We start from the raw sequence: 18916 nt of genomic DNA, 5'->3' as shown, positions 1-18916 counted from the left end.
CTGCATCAATGGGTGATTCTGATTGACGGCACGTCGGCTCGTTATCCGGTGATCGATTTCGTTGAATCAATTCTGCACGGGGGAAGTGCCGACATTCATGCGCGGCGCCGGCCATTTTCCGCCGGCGGCGACGCACACCGAAAGCGGCGCAAGAGCCGGGCCGCCGTGCCTGGACGCAAAACCGGCGGCCCGAGCCGCCGCCGGTTTCAGGTCGGGCCCGCGCTGCCGCGCCGCTTACTGCCCGGACGACGCCGCGCCGGCGGCACGCTTCTCGGCGTTCTGCAGATCCTGCGGATAGTTCGGATCGTTCGCCGCCGGCTTGTAGCCGTTGTCTTCCAGCTTCTTCAGCTCGGCGCTGTTCTTCGCGCGGGCAGCCTTGCGTTCGGCCCTGTGCTGCGCGCGGGCCTGCTTGCGCTTCTCGGCCTTGCTCGGGGCGCTGGCCGGGGCGGCGGCCGCCGGATCGGAGGCGGGGGTCTGGGCCAGTGCCACGCCGGACAGGCCGAGCGTCAGGGACAGCGTGAGAGCGGCGAGAGACAGCTTGCGAAGAGGACGCATATCGAGTTTCTCCTGAAAGTTGCCATGGGGTGGAGCGCACGACGATCGTGCGCAGCCGCGGGCATCTCGGCCGACGGCTTCGGGCAATGTAGCAGGTCGATGACGATGGTGCCGCGTCCACCTCGTGCGATCCGCTAGCGATCCGCGAGCGGGCCGCGCGGCCGGGCAGGCGCGCGGCGTGACGCCAGGCGGACGCGATGCCGTTGGCTCGGCGGCGGCCCGCGTGCCGCGATCGCGGCCGGGCTGCCCGTTGCGCAGTCCCGTTCGGGTGTGGTTCGCTTCCCGGCCGCGCATGGCCATGCACGGCCGCCGTTCGCGGTGCCGCCGCAGTCGGCCGGGGCGCGGCCCTCGCATCTTTCGCGCCCGCGGCGGCGCGCGGCACGGCGCTCGCCGGCCGCTCAGAACGGCCTGGCGGGCAGGTACTTGCCGTCCAGCGTGATCACCGCGCGCGAGCCGCCCTCGGGATCATCCACCTTCTTCACATCGAGCCTGAAGTCGATCGCGCTGATGATGCCGTCGCCGAACTGCTCGTGGATCAGCGCCTTCAGCGTCGAGCCGTATACCTGCACGATCTCGTAGAAGCGGTAGATGGTGGGATCGGTCGGCACGCCGCCGGGGATGCTGCCGCGCACGGGGATCGTCTGCAGCAGGCGCACGGCATCCTCGCCGAGGTCGAGCCTGCCGGCCACCAGCCGGGCAGCCTCGGCCGGCAGCGGGTGCTGGCCCAGCAGCGCGGCGGTGACGAAGGCCACGCTCAGGCCGGTGCCTTCGCTGAGCTGCTCGAAGGTCAGGTCGTGGCGGAGCTTCGCGTCGATGATCGCGTCGGTCAGGGCTTGGCGGGCGGTCTGGCTGTGCTGCGATTGCGTCATGGGGAACTCCTCGGGAAAGGGCGGGGACCAGCCGGCGGTCCCGGCATGCAAGGAACCGCCCGCGCGGCGGCGGGCGGCCGCGCGCTCGCACGGCACGGCGCGCCGCGCGAGCGCGTCGTACCCGACACCTCGGCACGCCGTCGAGCAGGTCTTGCCTGGCGTGCGCCTGCTCAATGGGCCGAGCCGCGCTGGACAGAGAATGCGCCGGCATGCCGATAGCGTCAAAGACCGGTTTATTATCGCGGCCATAGGCATGGCCAATAGTATTCGGGAGGCGCGGTGCTGCTCCGGCACATTCGTTATTTCCTGGCGGTCGCCGACCACGGCAACTTCACGCGCGCGGCCGAGGCGCTGCACGTCTCGCAGCCGACGCTGTCGCAGCAGGTCCGGCAGCTGGAGGGCACGCTCGGCGTGCCGCTCTTCGACCGCTCGGGCCGCTCGATCCGGCTGACCGACGCCGGCGCGGCGTATGCCTGCTACGCGCGGCGCGCGCTGCAGGATCTGGAGGCGGGCCGGCGCGCGATCCACGACGTCGGCGAACTGAGCCGCGGCTCGCTGCGGATCGGCATCACGCCGACCTTCGCCCCCTACCTGATCGGACCGCTGCTGGACCGCTATCACCGCCGCTATCCGAGCATCGCGCTGAGCGTGCTGGAGATGCCGCAGGAGCGCATGGAGCCGTTGCTGGCCCAGGATGCGCTCGACGTCGGGATCGCCTTCAGCGAGACCGGTTCGCCCGATCTCGAGGTGCAGGCGCTGTTCGTCGAGGCGCTGGCGGTGGTGGTGGGCAAGTCGCATCCGTATGCGGGCAGGCGCACGGCGCTGACGCTGCGCGAGTTCGCCGGCGCGGCGCTGGTGCTGCTGAACGGCGAGTTCGCCACGCGTCATCACCTGGACCGCTATTGCCGGCGGCACGGCGTGGCGCCGCGCATCGCGATGGAGGTCAATTCGATCAGCGCGGCCGTCGAGGTGGTGCGGCGCGGGGCGCTGGCCACGCTGCTGCCGGCCGCGATCGCGCGCGAGCAGGCCGGGCTGCGCCTGGTGGGCCTGAAGCCCGCGCTGCCGCGCCGCACCGTGGCGCTGCTGATGCGCCGCGATGCGTATCGCAGCGCGGCGTTGGCGGCATTCGTGACGATGGCGCAGGAGCAAGGCGCGCGGTGCGCGCAGGCGCCGGCCTGAGCGCCGTGCGGCCGCGCCCGCGGGGCGTTTGCGCGGCGCCTCGGGGGGCCTCAGAGTGCCATCTGCATCTCGTGCCACGCCATGCCGCCATGCGCGGAACTGGACGGCTTCACGTAGCGATAGCCGAGGCGCTCGTAGAGCGCGACATGCCGCTCCTTGCACATCAGATGGATGCTGGACTTGCCGAGCGCCCTCATGCCCGACACGAAGCGCGCCATCATGGCGGACGCGTAGCCCTTGCCCTGATGCGCCGGATCGATCGCCACCGACATGATCACCACGTTCGGCGCGTCGTCGTCATGTCCGACCAGTTCCTTGAACGCCTCGTCGGCCATCACCACCTGATGGGCGCAGCCGCCGTTGATGAAGCCGATGATCTGCCCGTCCAGCTCCATCACCAGAAATCCTGCGGGATACCGCGCGATGCGCGTCGCGATCTTCTCGCGCGTGGCGGCTTCGTCGCCTTCATAGGCGGCGGTTTCGATCGCGAAGCAACGATCGACGTCGGCGGCAACGGCTTGGCGAAACGTGGGCATGGGCATCGGCGAAAGCGGGCGAGGGCAGGCAAAGGGCGATAGCATAAAGGCGTTTCGCGATAGCTGCAGCGCCGTCTTCCGCCTGGGCCGCCTCGGCCGCCGGCCATCCTCAGCGGGCCGTTGCCGCGAGCTCGCGCGCCAGCGCCGCCCGGTACGGGGCGTCGAGCTTCAGCGCCTGCTGGTAGAGCGCGCGCGTGGCCCAGCAGGTATCGGCGGGCGCGGCCGCGGCCGGCGTGCGGATCGCGGTCAGGAAGCGCGGCCGGTCCTGCGGCGGCAACTGCTGCGCGATCCGCTCCAGCGCGGCCGTGGCGGCGCCGTGATCGGCCGGAATCACCGGAGACTTGTCGAGCATGGCGCGCGCGGCCGCCAACGAGATATCGAACCACTGGGCCGCGTCCTGCCGGTTCAGCCGGCCGATCGCGTCGTTCAGGATGCGCTGCCTGTCGGCAGCGTCGGCCGCGGGCCGCGAGGTGGTCCGGCAGTCCGCGTCGGGCATCGACGCCACCAGCTTCGACATCAGCACCAGGCGTTGCGCGAGCCGCGCGTCGGGCAGTCTCGGCAAGCCGGCCTGGGCGAGCCCGACGCCCTTGTCGTAGGCGCTGTCGGCCGGCGTGCCGTCGGCGAGCGCCGTGAACCTCGGATCGGCGTCGAGCTTTTCCATGAAGGCTTCGAACGCGCCATGCGCGGGCACCTGCTCGGGGAACGGATTGTCGTCCTCCTGCTCGTCCTCGCCGGCCGTGGCGGTGACGGCGGTCGAGCCGTCCGGCTCGCCGCGGATGTGCTGCACCACGCGCACCGCGATCACGCCGAGCAGCGCCGCGAGCAGATACACCAGTAAGCGAATCTTGCGTGATGTCATCGGTCCACCGTGGTGTCGGATTGGAGGGCCGCGATGCGGCCGGCCCGCCGCATCTTACGCCAGACACGGCGTGCGGCGCGCCCGGCGGTCCGTAATATATCGATGCCGCCGGGAGGTGGCAACGATGCCGCGAAGCGGCGCCGGGCCAGGCGGCGCGCCGCGCGCCGCCGGCCGGTAGAGCCGGCCGCGCGGGCTCGCGAGGCACGCCGCGCGCCGCCGGCCGCCGCGGGCGTCAGCCGCGCGGCGCGGTGCGCCGGATGCCGGCCGCCGGGCTCGCCGCGCGCCGTTCGCGCGACGCGTCCTCGGCCGGCAGCGGCAGCTTGACCGCGCTGCTCCAGCCGCTCGCCCGCACCTCGCGAATCTCGCGTGCGGCCACCGCGGCCACGCACTGGCGTCCCGGCATCGGCAGGTCGATCACGCGCCAGATGCCGGCATCGTGCGTGTGAACCCGGTGCGCGTGCACGCGACTGTCCGGGGCCGGGCCGGCCTCGGCATGCACCGCGCCGCGCGCGGCGCCGGCCACGCTCGCGAGCCGCACGCGCTGCTGCTCGTCATGGTCCACCACGTCGCCCACCGAGAACGCGGTGGCGAGCCCGATCGGCTGCGCGCTCACGCCGATCAGGATCCAGATGCCGGCGTAGGCCACCGCGACGTCGAGCGCGCCTGCCGCGTGCGGCCCGGCGAGCGTGATGCGGCCGCTTTCGTGATCGACGAGCTCGAGCGCATCGGGCCGGGCGCCCACGATGCCGCCGAGAATGCCGCGCAGCACGGCGCGGCCGACCGCGAAGCGCTTGCCGATGGCGGGCTGCGGAAAGCATTTCGCGCGCTTGCGCTCGTAGCGCGAGAGCCGCGCGAGCGCGTCCTCCTTCGACAGCAGCTGCCACTCGGGCCGCAGCAGCCACAGCCGCAGCTCGCCGTCGCGCAGCGGCCGTGCGCAATAGGGCGGCCGCTCGGCGAGCGCGTGGGTGCTGAACGTCACGTCGGGCGCGAGGCGCACCGACCGCTCGGGCAGCGTCTCGGGCAGCGGTGCCGCCGCTTCGCGCGGGCCGCCGGGCAGGGCGCCGTGGCCGGCCGCCCTCATGCGCGGGGCGCCGGCAGGCGACGGCCGGGCGCCATGCCGGGGATGGACGATTGCACGGCGGCATGCGTTCGGCTCTCGGCATGCATGGTCGATCGGGCTCTCTCATCTGATTGGAAGTGCCGCCATAATCCGACAATTCGATAACCAATGCAAATGGTTCTCATTCGCATGGTGAGAATGCCGGCGAACCGGCGGGCCACGCGCGGCGCCGCGCATCCCGGCGCGCTTGCCGCGTCGCGCAGGCACGGCAGGCACGGCTGGCAAAAGTCGGGCGAAAGTCGGGCGAAAGTCGGGCGAAAGCAGCACCTGCGCCGGCCGCCGCTGGCTGCCGGCCGGCCGCAAACCGCCGGTCGCGTGGTGAAGTGACTTGACAACACAAAGCGCGCCCGTCAGAGTACGCACCAAATGCCAATGATTCTCATTTGCGGAGCGACGCGAGGCATGCCGGGCGGCATCGGCATCGAGGCGATGGCCGGACCCGAACCGCACGACGCACCGGGCCGCATCAGGCCGCGATGTGTAAATGAGTTTCGTTTATTCAACTTTCACTGGCCGGCAAGCCGGTCGAACGGAGCAAGCGATGAGCTGGGGCGACGAAAACACGACGTATCTGGTGGTGGTCAATCACGAGGAACAGTATTCGATCTGGCCGGACTTCAAGGAACTGCCGCCGGGCTGGACCGCCGCCGGCAAGTCGGGCACCAAGGAGGCCTGTCTCGAGTGGATCAAGGAGGTCTGGACCGACATGCGTCCGCTCAGCCTGCGCAAGGCCATGGCGGAGCAGGAAGCCAAGCGTTCGGCGCACTGAGCGATGTCGGCGAGCGATCGCGCACCGGCGGCGCTGCCGCCCGTGCAACTGTTCTGTTTCGCGCACGCGGGCGGCGCCGCCTCGCTGTACCGGCGCTGGCAGCAGGCGCTGCCGCGCGGCGTCGCCGTGGTCGCGCTCGACCTGCCCGGCCACGGCCTGCGCCGCGCGCTGCCGCCGCATACCGACTGGCCGTCGCTGATCGGGGCGGTTTGCGCCGACTGGCGCGCGCGGCGCGACCCGTCGCTGCCGTTCGCGGTGTTCGGCCACAGCATGGGCTCGCTGGTCGCCCATGAGCTGCTCCATGCGCTGCGCGCGCGCGGCGAGGCGGCGCCGGTCTGGTTCGGCGCGTCGGCATCGGCCGCGCCGTCGCGGCGCGCCAGCGAGACGCACTGGCTCGGCTGCACGCGCGCGGAAATGGTCGACAAGCTGCGCGCGCTGGGCGGCACGCCCGAGGCGCTGCTCGGCGACCGCGACTTCATCGAGCTGCTGATGCCCACCTTGCGCGCGGACTTCCATCTGTGCGGCATCTACCCGTCGGTATTTCCGGCCGAAGCGCCGCGCGAGCCGCTCGATTGCCCGCTGAGCGTGTTTACCGGCCGCGACGATCCGGCCACCGCGCGCGCCGAGCAGGTCGCGGCCTGGCGCGACACCACCCGCGGCGAATGCGCGTTCCACGCATTCGCCGGCGGCCACTTCTATCTCGACACCGAACCCGAACCGGTACTCGCGCGCGTGGCCTCGTCGCTGGCGCGCGCGCTCGCCGGGCCGGCGCCGGCCGCGTTGCCGACGGAGGCAGGATGGACGCATTGACGACGGCACACGCGGCCGTGGCGCTCGAGTTCGGCGAGCTCGAACAGAACGGCACGCGCTTGGTGGTGGTGAGCCCGGCAGCGGGCGAGGCCGCCGCGCCGCCGCTCGAGGCCGCGCTGGGCGGCGAGCTCGCCGCGTTCGTCGCGCGCGAGAAGACGCGCCACGGCGGCGTGCTGCTGCGCGGCTTCGCGCCGGTCGGTCCGGCCGGCTTCGAGCGCTGCGCGGCGCGCTTCGGCGAGCCGATCCGCGAGTACGAATTCGGCTCGACGCCGCGCAGCCGCGTGGACAACGGCGTGTTCTCGTCCACCGAGTATCCGGCGAACCAGTGGATCGACCAGCACAACGAGCAGTCGTACACGCTGAAGTGGCCGGGCTCGATCGGCTTTTACTGCGAGATCGCGGCCGAGGCGGGCGGCGCCACGCCGGTGGCCGACAGCCGGCTGGTATACGCACGCCTCGATCCGGCGCTGCGGCGGCGTTTCGCCGAGCACGGCGTGATGTACGTGCGCAACTACGGCAACGGTCTCGACCTGTCCTGGGAGCAGGTGTTCGGCACCGAGCAGCGCGCCGAGGTCGAGCGTTACTGCGCGGCGAACCGGATCGCCTGGGAATGGCTCGACGACGGCCAGGCGCTGCGCACGCGCCAGGTCTGCCAGTCGGAGCTGCGCCATCCGCAGACCGGCGAGACGGTCTGGTTCAACCAGGCCCATCTGTTCCACGTCACCAACCTGCCGGAAGGCGTGCGCGAGGCGATGCTCGAAGTCGTCGAGCCGGAGCGCCTGCCGCGCAACACCTATTTCGGCGACGGCACGCCGATCGACGCCGCGATGCTCGACGAGATCCGCGCCGTCTATCGCGACACGATGCTGTCGTTCCCATGGCGGGCAGCCGACCTCCTGCTGCTCGACAACCTGCTGATGTCGCACGGCCGCGCGCCGTTCGCGGGCCAGCGCCGCGTGCTGGTGGCGATGACGCGCTGACGTGCGTGCCGCCAGCCGGCGCCGCGCCCCGCCCGGGCGCGGCGCATGCCGGCGCGGCCGCCGGCCCGTGCGCCGGGCGGCCGCTTGCCGTTCCGAAACCGAACCTCGAAGAGTGAACCTGTGAGCGAAGTGTCGAACGATCTGCTGTCGATTTCGACGGCCTATGTCGCCCTGCCGCCCGAGAAGCGCGCCGTGTTCCGCGGCCGTCTGCGCGAGCGCGGCATCGACGCCGCGCGCCTGCCGATCGTGCCGTTTCCCGGCGCCGAGCGGCGTTTCCCGCTCTCGCATGCGCAGGAGCGGCTGTGGTTCCTGTGGCGGCTCGATCCCGCCAGCGCCGCCTACAACGTGACGGGCGCGGTGCGCCTGCGCGGCCCGCTCGACGTGGCGGCGCTGCGCGCCGCGCTCGATCGCGTGGTGCAGGCGCACGAAAGCCTGCGGCAGCGTTTCGAGGAAGTCGACGGCGTGCCATACCAGAGCGCCGGACCGCTCGATTACGGCTGGCAGACGCTGACGCTGGCGCAGGCCGACGCCGCCGCGGGCGCGCTCGACGCGCTGCTGGCCGAGCGCTCGGCCGCGCCGTTCGACCTGGAGCGCGGGCCGCTGCTGCGCGTCGCGCTGATCGCGCTCGCGCCCGACCATCACGTGCTGCACGTCGCGCTGCATCACATCGTGTCGGACGGCCTGTCGATCGGTGTGCTCGTCAACGACCTCGGCGCCGCCTATGCGGCCTGTACCGGCGCCGCGGCCGAGGTGCCGGCCGGCGGCGGGCGCGCCGCGCCGGCCGGCGTGCAGTACGGCGACTACGCGCAATGGCAGCGTGAATGGCTCGACGACGGCGCGCTGGCGCGCCAGCTCGACTACTGGCGCGGCCGGCTCGGCACCGATCATCCGGTGCTCGAGCTGCCCAGGACCCGCACCCGCGCCGGCCTGCGCAGCGGCGCGGGCGGCCGCGTGGCGCGCGTGCTGCCGCCGGCGCTGCATGCCGCGCTGCTGCGCGTGTCGAACGCCGCCGACGCCACGCCGTTCATGACGCTGCTCGCCGCCTACGTGCTGCTGCTCGCGCGCTACAGCGGCCAGCGCGACATCCGCGTCGGCGTGCCGGCGGCCGGCCGCGACCGGCCGGAGGTCGCGCGCACCATCGGCTTCTTCGTCAACACGCTGGTGATCCGCAGCGAACTGGACGCCGCGCCCACCTTCGCCGCGCTGCTCGCCCAGGTCCGCGAGCGCGTGCTCGAGGCGCAGGCGCATGCGGACCTGCCGTTCACGAAGCTGGTGGAAGCCCTGCAGCCGCAGCGCAGCTTCGGCAACACCCCGCTGTTCCAGGCGATGTTCAACTATCTCGGCCGCGACGACGACACGATCCGGCTGCCGGGGCTCGACGCCACGCATTACGAGATCCCCGTCCAGACGGCGCGCTTCGATCTCGTGCTCGACGCGCGCGAGCGCGCGAACGGCTTCGAGCTGGCGTTCACCTACGCCGAGGACCTGTTCGACGCGGCCACCCTCGGCGCGATGCTCGACTACTTCGTGGCCCTGCTCGACGCGGCGCTGGACGCGCCGCAGCGCCCGCTGGCCGCGCTCGCCGGCGCCGCCCCCGCGCCGGCGCCGGCGAGCGTCAAGCCGTATCGCTCGGTGCCGGCGCGCTTCGCGGCCAGCGCCGCGCGCCACGCGGCCTCGCTCGCCGTGCATTGCGAAGGGCAGCGCGCCACCTATGCGCAGCTCGATCGCCATGCCGAACGGGTGGCGCAGGCGCTCGCCGCGGCGGGCGTGCGCCCCGACGCACGCGTGGGCATCTGCATGACGCGCTCGCTCGGCATGGTGGCCGCGCTGCTCGGCACGCTGCGCTCGCCCGGCGCCTTCGTGCCGCTCGATCCGGCCTATCCGGCCGAACGGCTCGCGATGATGATGGACGACGCCGGCGTCGAGGTCGTGCTGACCGACGCGGCGGCGCGGCGGCAGTGCGGCGCGCTGTTCGCCGGACGCAGCGCGATCGACGTGGACGCGCTGGAGCACGGCGGGGCCGACGCGCGCCCGGCCGCCGGCGCCGGCCGGCACGAACCGCATCCGGACCAGCTCGCCTACGTGATCTACACGTCGGGCTCCACGGGCCGCCCGAAGGGCGTGGCGATCTCGCACGGCGCGCTCGCCGCGCATCTCGACGATTTCATCACCGCGCACGGCATCGGCGCCGACGATACGCAGCTGCAATCGTCGACCATCAATTTCGACGTGGCGCTGCACGAGCTGCTGCCCGCGCTGCTGCAGGGCGGCAGCATCGAGATGCGCGGCGCCGAGCCGTGGGACATCGACACCACCAGCCGCCACCTGATCGAGGCGCGCGTGACGTTCTCGCGGCTGCCGACCGCCTACTGGCAGCAGTGGCTGCGCACGCCGCCGCCGCCGCAGGCGCTGGCCGCGCTGCGGCAGATCACGGTGGGCGGCGAGGGGCTGCCCGGCGACGCGCTCGCGCAATGGCAGCGCGGCCCGCTCGGCCGGATCGGCCTCGCGAACCTGTACGGGCCGACCGAGACCACGGTGGCCTGCCTGTATCGCGCGACCACGCCCGAGGACGCCGCGCAGCCGATCGTCTCGATCGGCGTGCCCTATGCGTCGCGTACCGCGCGGGTGCTCGACCGCGACGGCAACGAGGCGCCCGTCGGCGCGCTCGGCGAGCTCTGCATCGGCGGCCACACGCTCGCGCGCGGCTATCTGGACCGCCCCGCGCAGACCGCCGAGCGCTTCGTGCCCGATCCGTTCGGCGCACCGGGCGCGCGCCTCTATCGCACGGGCGATCTGTGCCGGCGCCGCGCCGACGGCGCGATCGACTTCCTCGGCCGCCTCGACCAGCAGATCAAGCTGCGCGGCTTTCGCATCGAGCCGGGCGAGATCGAGGCCGCGCTGCGGCGCCAGCCCGGCGTGGCCGAGGCGGTGGTGGTGCTCGCCACCGAGCGCGGCGCGGCGCGGCTGGTCGGCTACGTGGTGGGCGCGGCCGGCACCACGCTCGACGGCGCGCAGCTGCAGCGCGTGCTCGCGCAGCAGTTGCCGGCCCACATGGTGCCGGCCGCGCTCGCGGTGCTCGACCGCATGCCGCTGATGCACAACGGCAAGGTCGACCGCGCGGCGCTGCCGGCCGTCGAGGCCGCGCCGGCCGACGGCCCGCGCGCCGCGCCGCGCAACGAGGCCGAGCGCGCGCTGCTGGCCTGGTGGGGCGCGGTGCTGAACCGCGACGATCTGGGCATCGACGACGATTTCTTCGCGGCGGGCGGCGATTCGATCCTGAGCCTGCAACTGATCGCGAAGGCGCGCGCGCAGGGCTGGCTGATCACGCCGCGCCAGGTGTTCGAGCAGCCCACCGTGGCGCGGCTCGCGGCCGTGATGCGGCCGCTGGAGACGGCCGAGACGGCCGCCGAGCTGCACGGCCCGCTGCCGCTCACGCCGATCCAGGCGTGGTTCCATGCGCGCTATCCGGACGGCCAGCCGCACTGGAACCAGTCGGTGCTGCTGCGCGTGCGCGGCCGGCTCGACGCTGCCGCGTTCGAGCGCGCGCTCGGCGCCGTGATCGCGCGCCACGACGCCTTGCGGCTCTGCTTCGAGCGCGACCCGGCCGACGGCGCATGGCGGCAACGCGTGCTGGCCGAGGCGCCCCCGCTGCGCCTGGTGTCGGTCGATCTGCGCGAGGCCGGCGCGCGCTGGCCGGCCGCCCTCGCGGACGGCGCCGAGCGCGCCCAGTGCGCGCTCGACCCGGCCGCGGGCCGGCTGGTGCATGCCGTGGCGTGGCGCACCCCCGATCTGGCCGACGGCTCCCCCGACGGCCGGCTGCTGCTGGTGATCCATCACCTCGCCGTGGACGGCGTGTCGTGGCGAATCCTGCTCGCCGATCTGGCCAGCGCCTATGCGGCGGCCAGCGCGGGCCGCGCGATCGCGCTCGAGGCGGCGCTGCCGTGGAGCGTGTGGGCCGCCGCGCAGCGCGAGGCCGCCACGCCGGCCCGGCTCGCGGCGGCCTTGCCCGCGTGGCGGGCCGCGCTGGCCGGCGCGGCGGTGCCGCTCGAGGCGCCGGCCGGCAGCGTCGCGACCAGCGACGTCGTGGACTGGAAGCTCGAACCCGAGGCGACTGACGCGCTGCGCCGCGCCGCGCCGCGCGCCTACCGGCTCGGCGTCGACGAACTGCTGCTGGCCGCGCTCGCGCGCGCGGCGGCCGCGACCTTCGGCGGCGACGGCGCGCTGGTCGCGCTGGAAGGCCACGGCCGGGACATTCACGAGCGCCACGAGCTCGACCCGAGCCGCACGGTCGGCTGGTTCACCACGCGCTATCCGGCCTGGCTGCCGGCGCCGGCCGACGACGCGGCCGCGCTGATCGAGGCCAAGGCGCGGCTGCGCGCGCTGCCCGACGGCGGCGCCTCGTGGGGCTGGCTGCAAGCCTACGGCGACCCGGCCGCGCAGGCGGCGCTGGCCGCGCTGCCCGCGCCGCGCATCAGCTTCAACTATCTCGGCCAGTTCGACGGCAGCCTCGCCGACGACGGCCCGTTCGGCTTCGCGACCGAGGCCTCGGGCGCCCAGCAGCCGGCCGACGAGGCGCTCGTCTATGCGGTGGACGTCAACGGCATGATCGTCGACGGCCGGCTGTCGTTGTCGTGGCGCTTCGATCCGGCGCGCGTCTCGCCCGAGCGCCAGCACGCGCTGGTCGCCGGGTTCGGCCGCGAGCTCGCGCGCTTCGTCGCGCATTGCGAGCAGGCCGTGCCGCGTGCGACCGCCGCCGATTTCCCGCGCGCCGCGCTCGACGAGGCCGGCTTCGACGCGCTCGGCCTCGCCGGGGTCGCGCTCGAGGATCTCTACCCGGCCACTCCGCTGCAGCAGGGGCTGCTGTTCCACAGCCTGCTCGAACCCGGCGCCTATCTGAACCGCAAGCGGCTGACGCTGCGCGGCGAGGTGGATGTCGACGCGATGCGCCGGGCCTGGCAGACCGTGATCGCGCGTCATCCGGTGCTGCGCACGCGCTTCGTGCGCGCGCATGGCGGCACCATGCTGCAGGCCGTGCAGGCCGCCGTGCCGCTGCCGTTCGAGCTTCACGACTGGCGCGATCGCGCCGATTACGAGGCGGCGTTCGCGAGCTGGTTCGAGGCGGAGGCGCCCAAGCGCATCGATCTCGACGCCGCGCCGCTGATGCACGTCTCGCTGTTCCGCCGCCCCGACGGCGCGCACGACCTGGCCTGGATCAACCATCACGCGCTGTCCGACGGCTGGAGCCAGTCGCAGCTGCTCGGCGAGCTGACGCGCGCCTACCTGGCGGCGCGCGCGGGCCGCGAGGCCGCGCTCGATGCGGTCGTGCCGTTCTCGCGCTACACCGACTGGCTGGCCGCGCAGCCCGATACTGGCGACTGGTGGCGCGCGCAGCTCGCGCGCGTCGATCAGCCGGCGCTGCTGCTCGACGCGGTGGCGGCGCCGGCCGCCCCGGCCGCGGCGCGGCCCGCCGGCCGCGGCGGCGACACCTACCGCCACCGCGCCGCGTCGCTCGGCGCCGCGCTGTCGGCCGCGCTGGCCGACAGCGCCCGGCGCCGCGGCGTGACCCTCAACACGCTGATCCAGGCCGCCTGGGCGCTGGTGCTCGCGCGCCACGGCGACCGCCGCCAGGCCGCGTTCGGCGTGACGGTGGCGGGCCGTCCGGCCGAGCTGGCCGGCGCCGCCCAGATCCAGGGCGTGTTCATCAACAGCCTGCCGCTGTGGGTCGACGTGCCCGCCGACGCGCCGCTGCAGGACTGGCTGCTGGCCTTGCAGCACCGCAACGTCGAGCTGCGGCAGGTGGAGCACACGCCGCTCACCTCGATCCAGCAATGGGCCGGCGCGCAGGCCGGCACGCTGTTCGATTCGCTGCTGGTGTTCGAGAACTACCCGATCGACCCGGCGCTGAAGGACGGCTCGCTCGGCCTGACCGTCGAGGCCTCGGTGTCGTTCGAGCGCACCCACTATCCGCTCACGCTCGGCGTGCTGCCCGGCGAGCGGATCGGCCTGGAATGGAGCTGGGACGCGTCGCGTCTGGACGCGGCCGCGCTCGACGCGCTCGCCGCCGCCTACGAGGCGATGCTCGCGCAGCTCGCGCGGCCCGAGCTCACCACGCTGGCCGCGCTGCGGGCCGCGGTGCCGGCCGACGGCCCGGCGGGCCTGGCCGGCGCCGCCGTGGCCGTGCCGCATCCGTATCGTCCGGTGACGGCGCGCTTCGAGGCCGCCGTGCGCATGCGCGGCGACGCGCTCGCGCTGCGCTGCGGCGATGCCCGGCTCGGCTACGCCGCGCTCGATCGCGCCGCGAACCGCATCGCGCGGCGGCTGGCCGACGCCGGCGTGCGCCCCGGCGCGCCGGTGGGCGTCTGCCTCGAACGCTCGCCGGCCCTGATCGCCGCGCTGTTCGGCGTGCTGCAGGCGGGCGGGGCCTACGTGCCGCTCGATCCGGCCTATCCGCGCGAGCGCCTGCGCGACATGTGCGACGACGCCGGCATCGCGATCGTGCTGACCGATGCCGCGACGGCGGCCGGCCATGCCGACTGGATCGCCGCGGCCGGCCGCAGCGCGCTCGACGCCGCCGAGGCGATCGAGGCGGGCGCTGCCGGCGCCGTGGCCGCCCGCCCCGCCTGCGCCGAGCCGCATCCCGAGCAGCCCGCCTATCTGATCTACACCTCCGGCTCGACCGGCCGGCCGAAGGGCGTCGCGATCTCGCACGGCGCGCTGAGCCGCCATCTCGACGACTTCATCGCCGACCACGGCCTGCGTGCCGACGATCACGTGCTGCAGTTCTCGACCGTCAACTTCGACGCCTCGGTCGAGCAGATCTTCGCGCCGCTCGCGCTCGGCGCGTCGCTCGAGATGCGCGGCCCCGCGCTCTGGAGCGCCGACGAGCTCGACCGCGTGCTGGCCGAGCGCGCCGTCACCTTCGCCTATCTGCCCACCGGCTACTGGAGGCAATGGGTGCGCCAGGCCCGTGCGCGCCCCGGCCTCGCGCTGCGGCGCATGCTGATCGGCGGCGAGGCGCTGCCGGGCACGGCGGTCGCCCAATGGTTCGACTCGCCGCTGCGCGAGGTGCCGCTGTTCAACACCTACGGGCCGACCGAGATCGCCGTCACCTCCTCGGTGCAGCGCGTCGAGCCCGCGCAGGCGGGCTGCCTCGCCGCGCCGATCGGGCGGCCCTCGGTCTCGCGCGTGTACCGGATTCTCGATCGCGACGGGCAGCCGGTGCCGGCCCACGGCGTGGGCGAGCTCTGCATCGGCGGCACCACGCTCGCGCACGGTTACGCCGGCCAGCCGGCGCTGAGCGCCGAGCGCTTCGTGCCCGATCCGTGCGGCGCGCCGGGCGCGCGGCTCTACCGCACCGGCGACCGGTGCCGCTGGCTGCCGGACGGCGGCGTGGCCTTCCTCGGGCGCCTCGACGAGCAGGTCAAGGTGCGCGGCTTCCGGATCGAGCCCGGCGAGATCGAGGCCGCGCTGCTGGCGCGGCCCGAGGTGGCCGAGGCGGTGGCGGTGGTGCAGGGCGACGGCGATGCGCGCCGCGTGGTGGCCCATGTGGTCGCCGCGGCCGGCGCCGCGCCCGACGCCGCGGTGCTGCGCGCCGCGCTGGCCGAACGGCTGCCGGCCTACCTGGTGCCGGCCGCGATCGGCGTGCTCGACGCGCTGCCCACGCTGCCCAACGGCAAGCTCGACCGCCGCGCGCTGCCCAGGCTCGAGGCCGACCCCGCGGCCGGCTACGTGGCGCCCGCCACGCCGCTCGAGACCACCGTCGCGGAGATCTGGCAGGCGGTGCTCGGCGTCGAGCGGATCGGCGCGCGCGACGACTTCTTCGCGCTCGGCGGCCATTCGCTGCTGGCGCTGCAAGTGGCCGCGCGCCTGCAGCGCGCGCTCGGCCGCGAGGTGCCGCTGCGCGCGCTGTTCGATCATCCGCAGCTGGCCGCGCTGGCCGCCTGGCTCGAAGCCGGTGCCGCGCCCGGCGCACGCGTGCTGCCGCCGGTGCGCGCCAGCGGCCGCCGCGAGGCGCCGCCCACGCACGGCCAGACCCGCCTCTGGTTCCTCTGGCGCCTCGCGCCCGACAATCCGGCCTATCACCTGTCGCTGGCGGTGCGCATCGACGGCCCGCTCGACGCGGCGCGGCTGCGCGCGGCGCTGGACGCCGTGGTGGCGCGCCACCAGATGCTGCATTCGCGCTTCGACGAGCGCGACGGCGCGCCCTGGCTGGTGGTCGACGACAGCCTGCGCGCCGGCTGGGACGCGGCCGGGTTCGCGTCGGCCGACGACGCGGCCTGCCTGGCATGGCTGCGCGAGGGCGGCGCGCAGCCGTTCGACCTGCTGCGCGGCCCGCTGCTGCGCGCGCGGCTCGCGCAGGTCGGCCCGCAAGCCCATCTGTTCCAGCTCACGCTGCATCACATCGCCACCGACGGCTGGTCGATGAGCCTGCTGATCGACGAGCTGGCCGCCGCCTACGAGGCGGCGCTGGCCGGCGACGCGTCGGCCTATGCGCCGGCGCTGCCGGTGCAGTACGTCGATTACGCGCTCTGGCAGCACGCCTCGCTCGACGCGGCCGCGCTCGACGCGCAGCTCGACTACTGGCGCGCCACGCTCGGCGACGAGCAGCCGGTGCTGGAGCTGCCCGCCGACCGGCCGCGGCCGGCGGTGCGCGACGGCCGCGGCGCGCAGGTCGGCCTGGAGCTGGACCGCGCGCTGGCCGATGCGCTGCAGACCTATGCGCGCCGCCACGACGCGACGCTGTTCATGACGCTGCTGGCCGCCTTCCACGCGCTGCTGCACCGCTACGGCGGCCAGCGCGACGTGCGGATCGGGATTGCGCTCGGCGGGCGCGAGCGCATCGAGATCGAGCCGCTGATCGGCTTCTTCGTCAACACCGCCGTGATCCGCGCGGAGCTGTCCGGCGCGCTGCCGTTCGAGGCGCTGCTCGCCCAGGTCCGGCAGCGCGTGCTCGACGCGCAGGCCAACCAGGACGTGCCGTTCGCGCGCCTGGTCGATGCCCTGCAGCCGGTGCGCGCGGCGAGCCACACGCCGCTGTTCCAGGCGATGTTCAACTACGACGTGCGGCAGGGCGCGAGCGAGCGGCGCATCGGCGAGGCGCTGCGGCTGCGCCCGTTCGGCGCCGCGCGCACGGCCGCGCAGTTCGACCTGACGCTGGGCGTGACGGTGGGCGAGCGGATCGGGCTGTCGTTCGGCTATGCGACCGACCTGTTCGAGCGCGACACCGTGGAGCGCCTGCTCGACGACTATCGCGGGCTGCTCGCGCAGATCGCCGGCGGCGCGGCCGACGCCGGGCCGGCGCCGCGGCTGCGCGAGTTGCGGCTCGCGGCGCGTGCCGTGGCCGGGCGCGGCGGGTTCGGCAGCCAGCCGTTCGTCGCCGTGCACGAGCGCATCGCGGCGCAGGCGCGCCGCAGCCCCGACGCGGTCGCGGTACGTTGCGACGGCGTGGTGCACAGCTATCGCGAACTCGACGCGCGCGCCGCGCGCCTGGCGCGGCAGCTGCTGGCCAGCGGGATCGGCGCCGAGGCACGGGTGGGCGTCTGCACCGCGCGCTCCGGGGCGATGCTGGTGGCCGTGCTGGCCGCGCTGAAGGCGGGCGCCGCCTACGTGCCGCTCGATCCGGCCTATCCGGACGCGCATCTGGCCGGCATGATCGAGGACGCCGGGCTGGCCTGCACGCTGGCGGACGTGGCCGGGCGCGCGCGCCTCGGCGCGCTCGGCGCCCCCGCAGGCGCGCACCGCCTGGTCGATCTGGACGAGGCCGGCGCGCCGCACGCCGCCGCGGCGGCGTGCGAGGCAGGCGAGGCGGGCGAGGCCGAGCTGCCCGCCGTCGATCCGGCCCAGCTCGCCTACGTGATCTATACCTCGGGCTCGACCGGGCGGCCGAAGGGCGTCGGCGTCACCCATGGCGCGCTCGCGCGCTTCCTCGACAGCCTGCGCGCGCGGCTCGCGCCGACCCCCGACGACGTCTGGCTCGCCGTCACCACGCTGTCGTTCGACATCGCCGCGCTGGAGCTGTACCTGCCGCTCGCGGCCGGCGCGACGATCGAGCTGGCCACGCGCGAGACGGTGGTGGACGGCACGAAGCTGGCCGCGCTGGCCGAGGCGTCCGGCGCGACGCTGATGCAGGCCACCCCGATGGGCTGGCGGCTGCTGCTCGACGGCGGCTGGCAGGGCCGGCGCGGGCGCTTCACGGCGCTGTGCGGCGGCGAGGCGCTGCCGCCCGACCTGGCCGACGCGCTGCTGGCGCGCGGCGTGGCGCTCTGGAATCTCTACGGCCCGACCGAGACCACCATCTGGTCGAGCGCGGCGCGGCTCGAGCCGGGCGCGCCCATCACGCTCGGCGCGCCGCTCGAGCACACCACCCTGCAGGTGCTCGACGAAAGCGGCCAGCCGGTGCCCGACAACGGCGTCGGCGAGCTCTGCATCGGCGGCGCGAACCTCGCGCGCGGCTATCTGGGCCGCGCCGGGCAGACCGCCGAGCGCTTCGTGCCCGACCCGCACGGCGCGCCCGGCGCGCGGCTCTATCGCACCGGTGACCTGTGCCGCGTGCGGCGCGACGGCCGGCTCGACTACCTGGGCCGTGCCGACCAGCAGGTCAAGCTGCGCGGCTTCCGCATCGAGCTGGGCGCGACCGAGGCGGCGCTGCGCGCGCTCGACGGGGTCCGCCACGCGGCCTGCCGGATCGTCGGCGAGGGCAGCGCGCGGCGGCTGGTGGCCTACGTGACGGGCGAGGCCGATCCGGCCGGCCTGCGCGCGCGGCTCGCCGAGCAACTGCCGATGCAGCAGGTGCCCGCGCAGGTGGTGCGGCTCGAGGCGCTGCCGCTGACCTCGAACGGCAAGCTGAACCGCAACGCGCTGCCCGAGGTCGCCGTGCAGGACGACGAACGCTACGTCGCGCCGCAAACGCCGACCGAGCGCCACGTCTGCGAGACCTGGGCCGAGGTGCTCGGCATCGCGCGGGCCGGCCTCGACGACGACTTCTTCGTGCTCGGCGGCCATTCGCTGGCCGCGGTGCGCGTGGCCGCGCGGCTCGGCGAGCGGCTCGGCCGCAGGGTCGAGCTGGCGCTGCTGTTCTCGCACCCGCGCGCGGCCGATCTCGCCGCGCGGCTCGACGGCGAGGCCGCCGGGGCCGGCGAGGGCGGCGGCTCGCTCGACGCGATGCAGGGCCTGCTGGACTCGCTGTAATCCGCGCCCGCGCCGGGCGCCGCGCGGCAGGCCCGCCGGCGCCCGGCCCGCG

The 18916-nt window shown here is 74.5% G+C and carries 10 protein-coding genes; 5 read left to right on the top strand and 5 right to left on the bottom strand.

What is annotated here, in order from left to right:
• Positions 1 to 234: 234 nt before the first annotated feature.
• Positions 235 to 555: a hypothetical protein gene (locus KS03_RS09355; protein WP_012733757.1), complete on the bottom strand. Its 321-nt coding sequence runs from the start codon at positions 553 to 555 to the stop codon at positions 235 to 237.
• A gap of 398 nt (positions 556 to 953) precedes the next feature.
• The gene (cynS, locus tag KS03_RS09350; RefSeq protein WP_012733758.1) at positions 954 to 1424 is read right to left on the bottom strand and encodes a cyanase; all 471 of its coding nucleotides are present in this window, start codon (positions 1422 to 1424) and stop codon (positions 954 to 956) included.
• A gap of 279 nt (positions 1425 to 1703) precedes the next feature.
• Between cynS and cynR the strand changes: the two genes are divergently transcribed.
• A complete protein-coding gene (gene cynR, locus KS03_RS09345) occupies positions 1704 to 2603 on the top strand; it encodes a transcriptional regulator CynR (protein WP_012733759.1) in 900 nt (299 codons plus the stop codon).
• Positions 2604 to 2653: 50 nt separating this feature from the next.
• Here the strand turns inward: cynR and KS03_RS09340 are convergent, their stop codons facing one another.
• The 3 genes from KS03_RS09340 to KS03_RS09330 all read right to left on the bottom strand — a co-directional run bounded on the left by KS03_RS09340 (position 2654) and on the right by KS03_RS09330 (position 5079).
• Positions 2654 to 3145, bottom strand: coding sequence for a GNAT family N-acetyltransferase (locus KS03_RS09340; protein ID WP_012733760.1), 492 nt, complete (start codon positions 3143 to 3145; stop codon positions 2654 to 2656).
• 103 nt (positions 3146 to 3248) lie between these two features.
• Positions 3249 to 3998 carry a hypothetical protein gene (locus tag KS03_RS09335; protein ID WP_012733761.1) on the bottom strand — a complete coding sequence of 250 codons (750 nt, stop codon included), beginning with the start codon at positions 3996 to 3998 and terminating at the stop codon, positions 3249 to 3251.
• 232 nt (positions 3999 to 4230) lie between these two features.
• Positions 4231 to 5079, bottom strand: coding sequence for a hypothetical protein (locus KS03_RS09330; RefSeq protein WP_012733762.1), 849 nt, complete (start codon positions 5077 to 5079; stop codon positions 4231 to 4233).
• A gap of 580 nt (positions 5080 to 5659) precedes the next feature.
• Between KS03_RS09330 and KS03_RS09320 the strand changes: the two genes are divergently transcribed.
• The 4 genes from KS03_RS09320 to KS03_RS09305 all read left to right on the top strand — a co-directional run bounded on the left by KS03_RS09320 (position 5660) and on the right by KS03_RS09305 (position 18864).
• Positions 5660 to 5887 (top strand): MbtH family protein, encoded by a 228-nt coding sequence (locus tag KS03_RS09320; protein WP_012733763.1) that lies wholly within the window; start codon positions 5660 to 5662, stop codon positions 5885 to 5887.
• 3 nt (positions 5888 to 5890) lie between these two features.
• The gene (locus KS03_RS09315; protein ID WP_012733764.1) at positions 5891 to 6697 is read left to right on the top strand and encodes a thioesterase II family protein; all 807 of its coding nucleotides are present in this window, start codon (positions 5891 to 5893) and stop codon (positions 6695 to 6697) included.
• Positions 6685 to 7677, top strand: coding sequence for a TauD/TfdA family dioxygenase (locus KS03_RS09310; protein ID WP_035978666.1), 993 nt, complete (start codon positions 6685 to 6687; stop codon positions 7675 to 7677). Before KS03_RS09315 ends, KS03_RS09310 begins: the two co-directional genes overlap by 13 nt.
• A 120-nt stretch (positions 7678 to 7797) precedes the next feature.
• Positions 7798 to 18864, top strand: a complete 11067-nt coding sequence (locus tag KS03_RS09305; protein WP_045678756.1) for a non-ribosomal peptide synthetase — start codon at positions 7798 to 7800, stop codon at positions 18862 to 18864.
• Positions 18865 to 18916: the final 52 nt, after the last annotated feature.

Source organism: Burkholderia glumae LMG 2196 = ATCC 33617 (assembly GCF_000960995.1).
GTDB lineage: Bacteria > Pseudomonadota > Gammaproteobacteria > Burkholderiales > Burkholderiaceae > Burkholderia > Burkholderia glumae.
This window is presented reverse-complemented; position numbering and strand designations above follow the sequence as displayed.

Bases quoted from the DNA above. Each gene is read 5' to 3' on its own strand.
- KS03_RS09355 (WP_012733757.1), bottom strand. From the start codon at position 555: ATGCGTCCTCTTCGCAAGCTGTCTCTCGCCGCTCTCACGCTGTCCCTG.
- cynS (WP_012733758.1), bottom strand. From the start codon at position 1,424: ATGACGCAATCGCAGCACAGCCAGACCGCCCGCCAAGCCCTGACCGAC.
- KS03_RS09340 (WP_012733760.1), bottom strand. From the start codon at position 3,145: ATGCCCATGCCCACGTTTCGCCAAGCCGTTGCCGCCGACGTCGATCGT.
- KS03_RS09335 (WP_012733761.1), bottom strand. From the start codon at position 3,998: ATGACATCACGCAAGATTCGCTTACTGGTGTATCTGCTCGCGGCGCTG.
- KS03_RS09330 (WP_012733762.1), bottom strand. From the start codon at position 5,079: ATGAGGGCGGCCGGCCACGGCGCCCTGCCCGGCGGCCCGCGCGAAGCG.
- KS03_RS09320 (WP_012733763.1), top strand. From the start codon at position 5,660: ATGAGCTGGGGCGACGAAAACACGACGTATCTGGTGGTGGTCAATCAC.
- KS03_RS09315 (WP_012733764.1), top strand. From the start codon at position 5,891: ATGTCGGCGAGCGATCGCGCACCGGCGGCGCTGCCGCCCGTGCAACTG.
- KS03_RS09310 (WP_035978666.1), top strand. From the start codon at position 6,685: ATGGACGCATTGACGACGGCACACGCGGCCGTGGCGCTCGAGTTCGGC.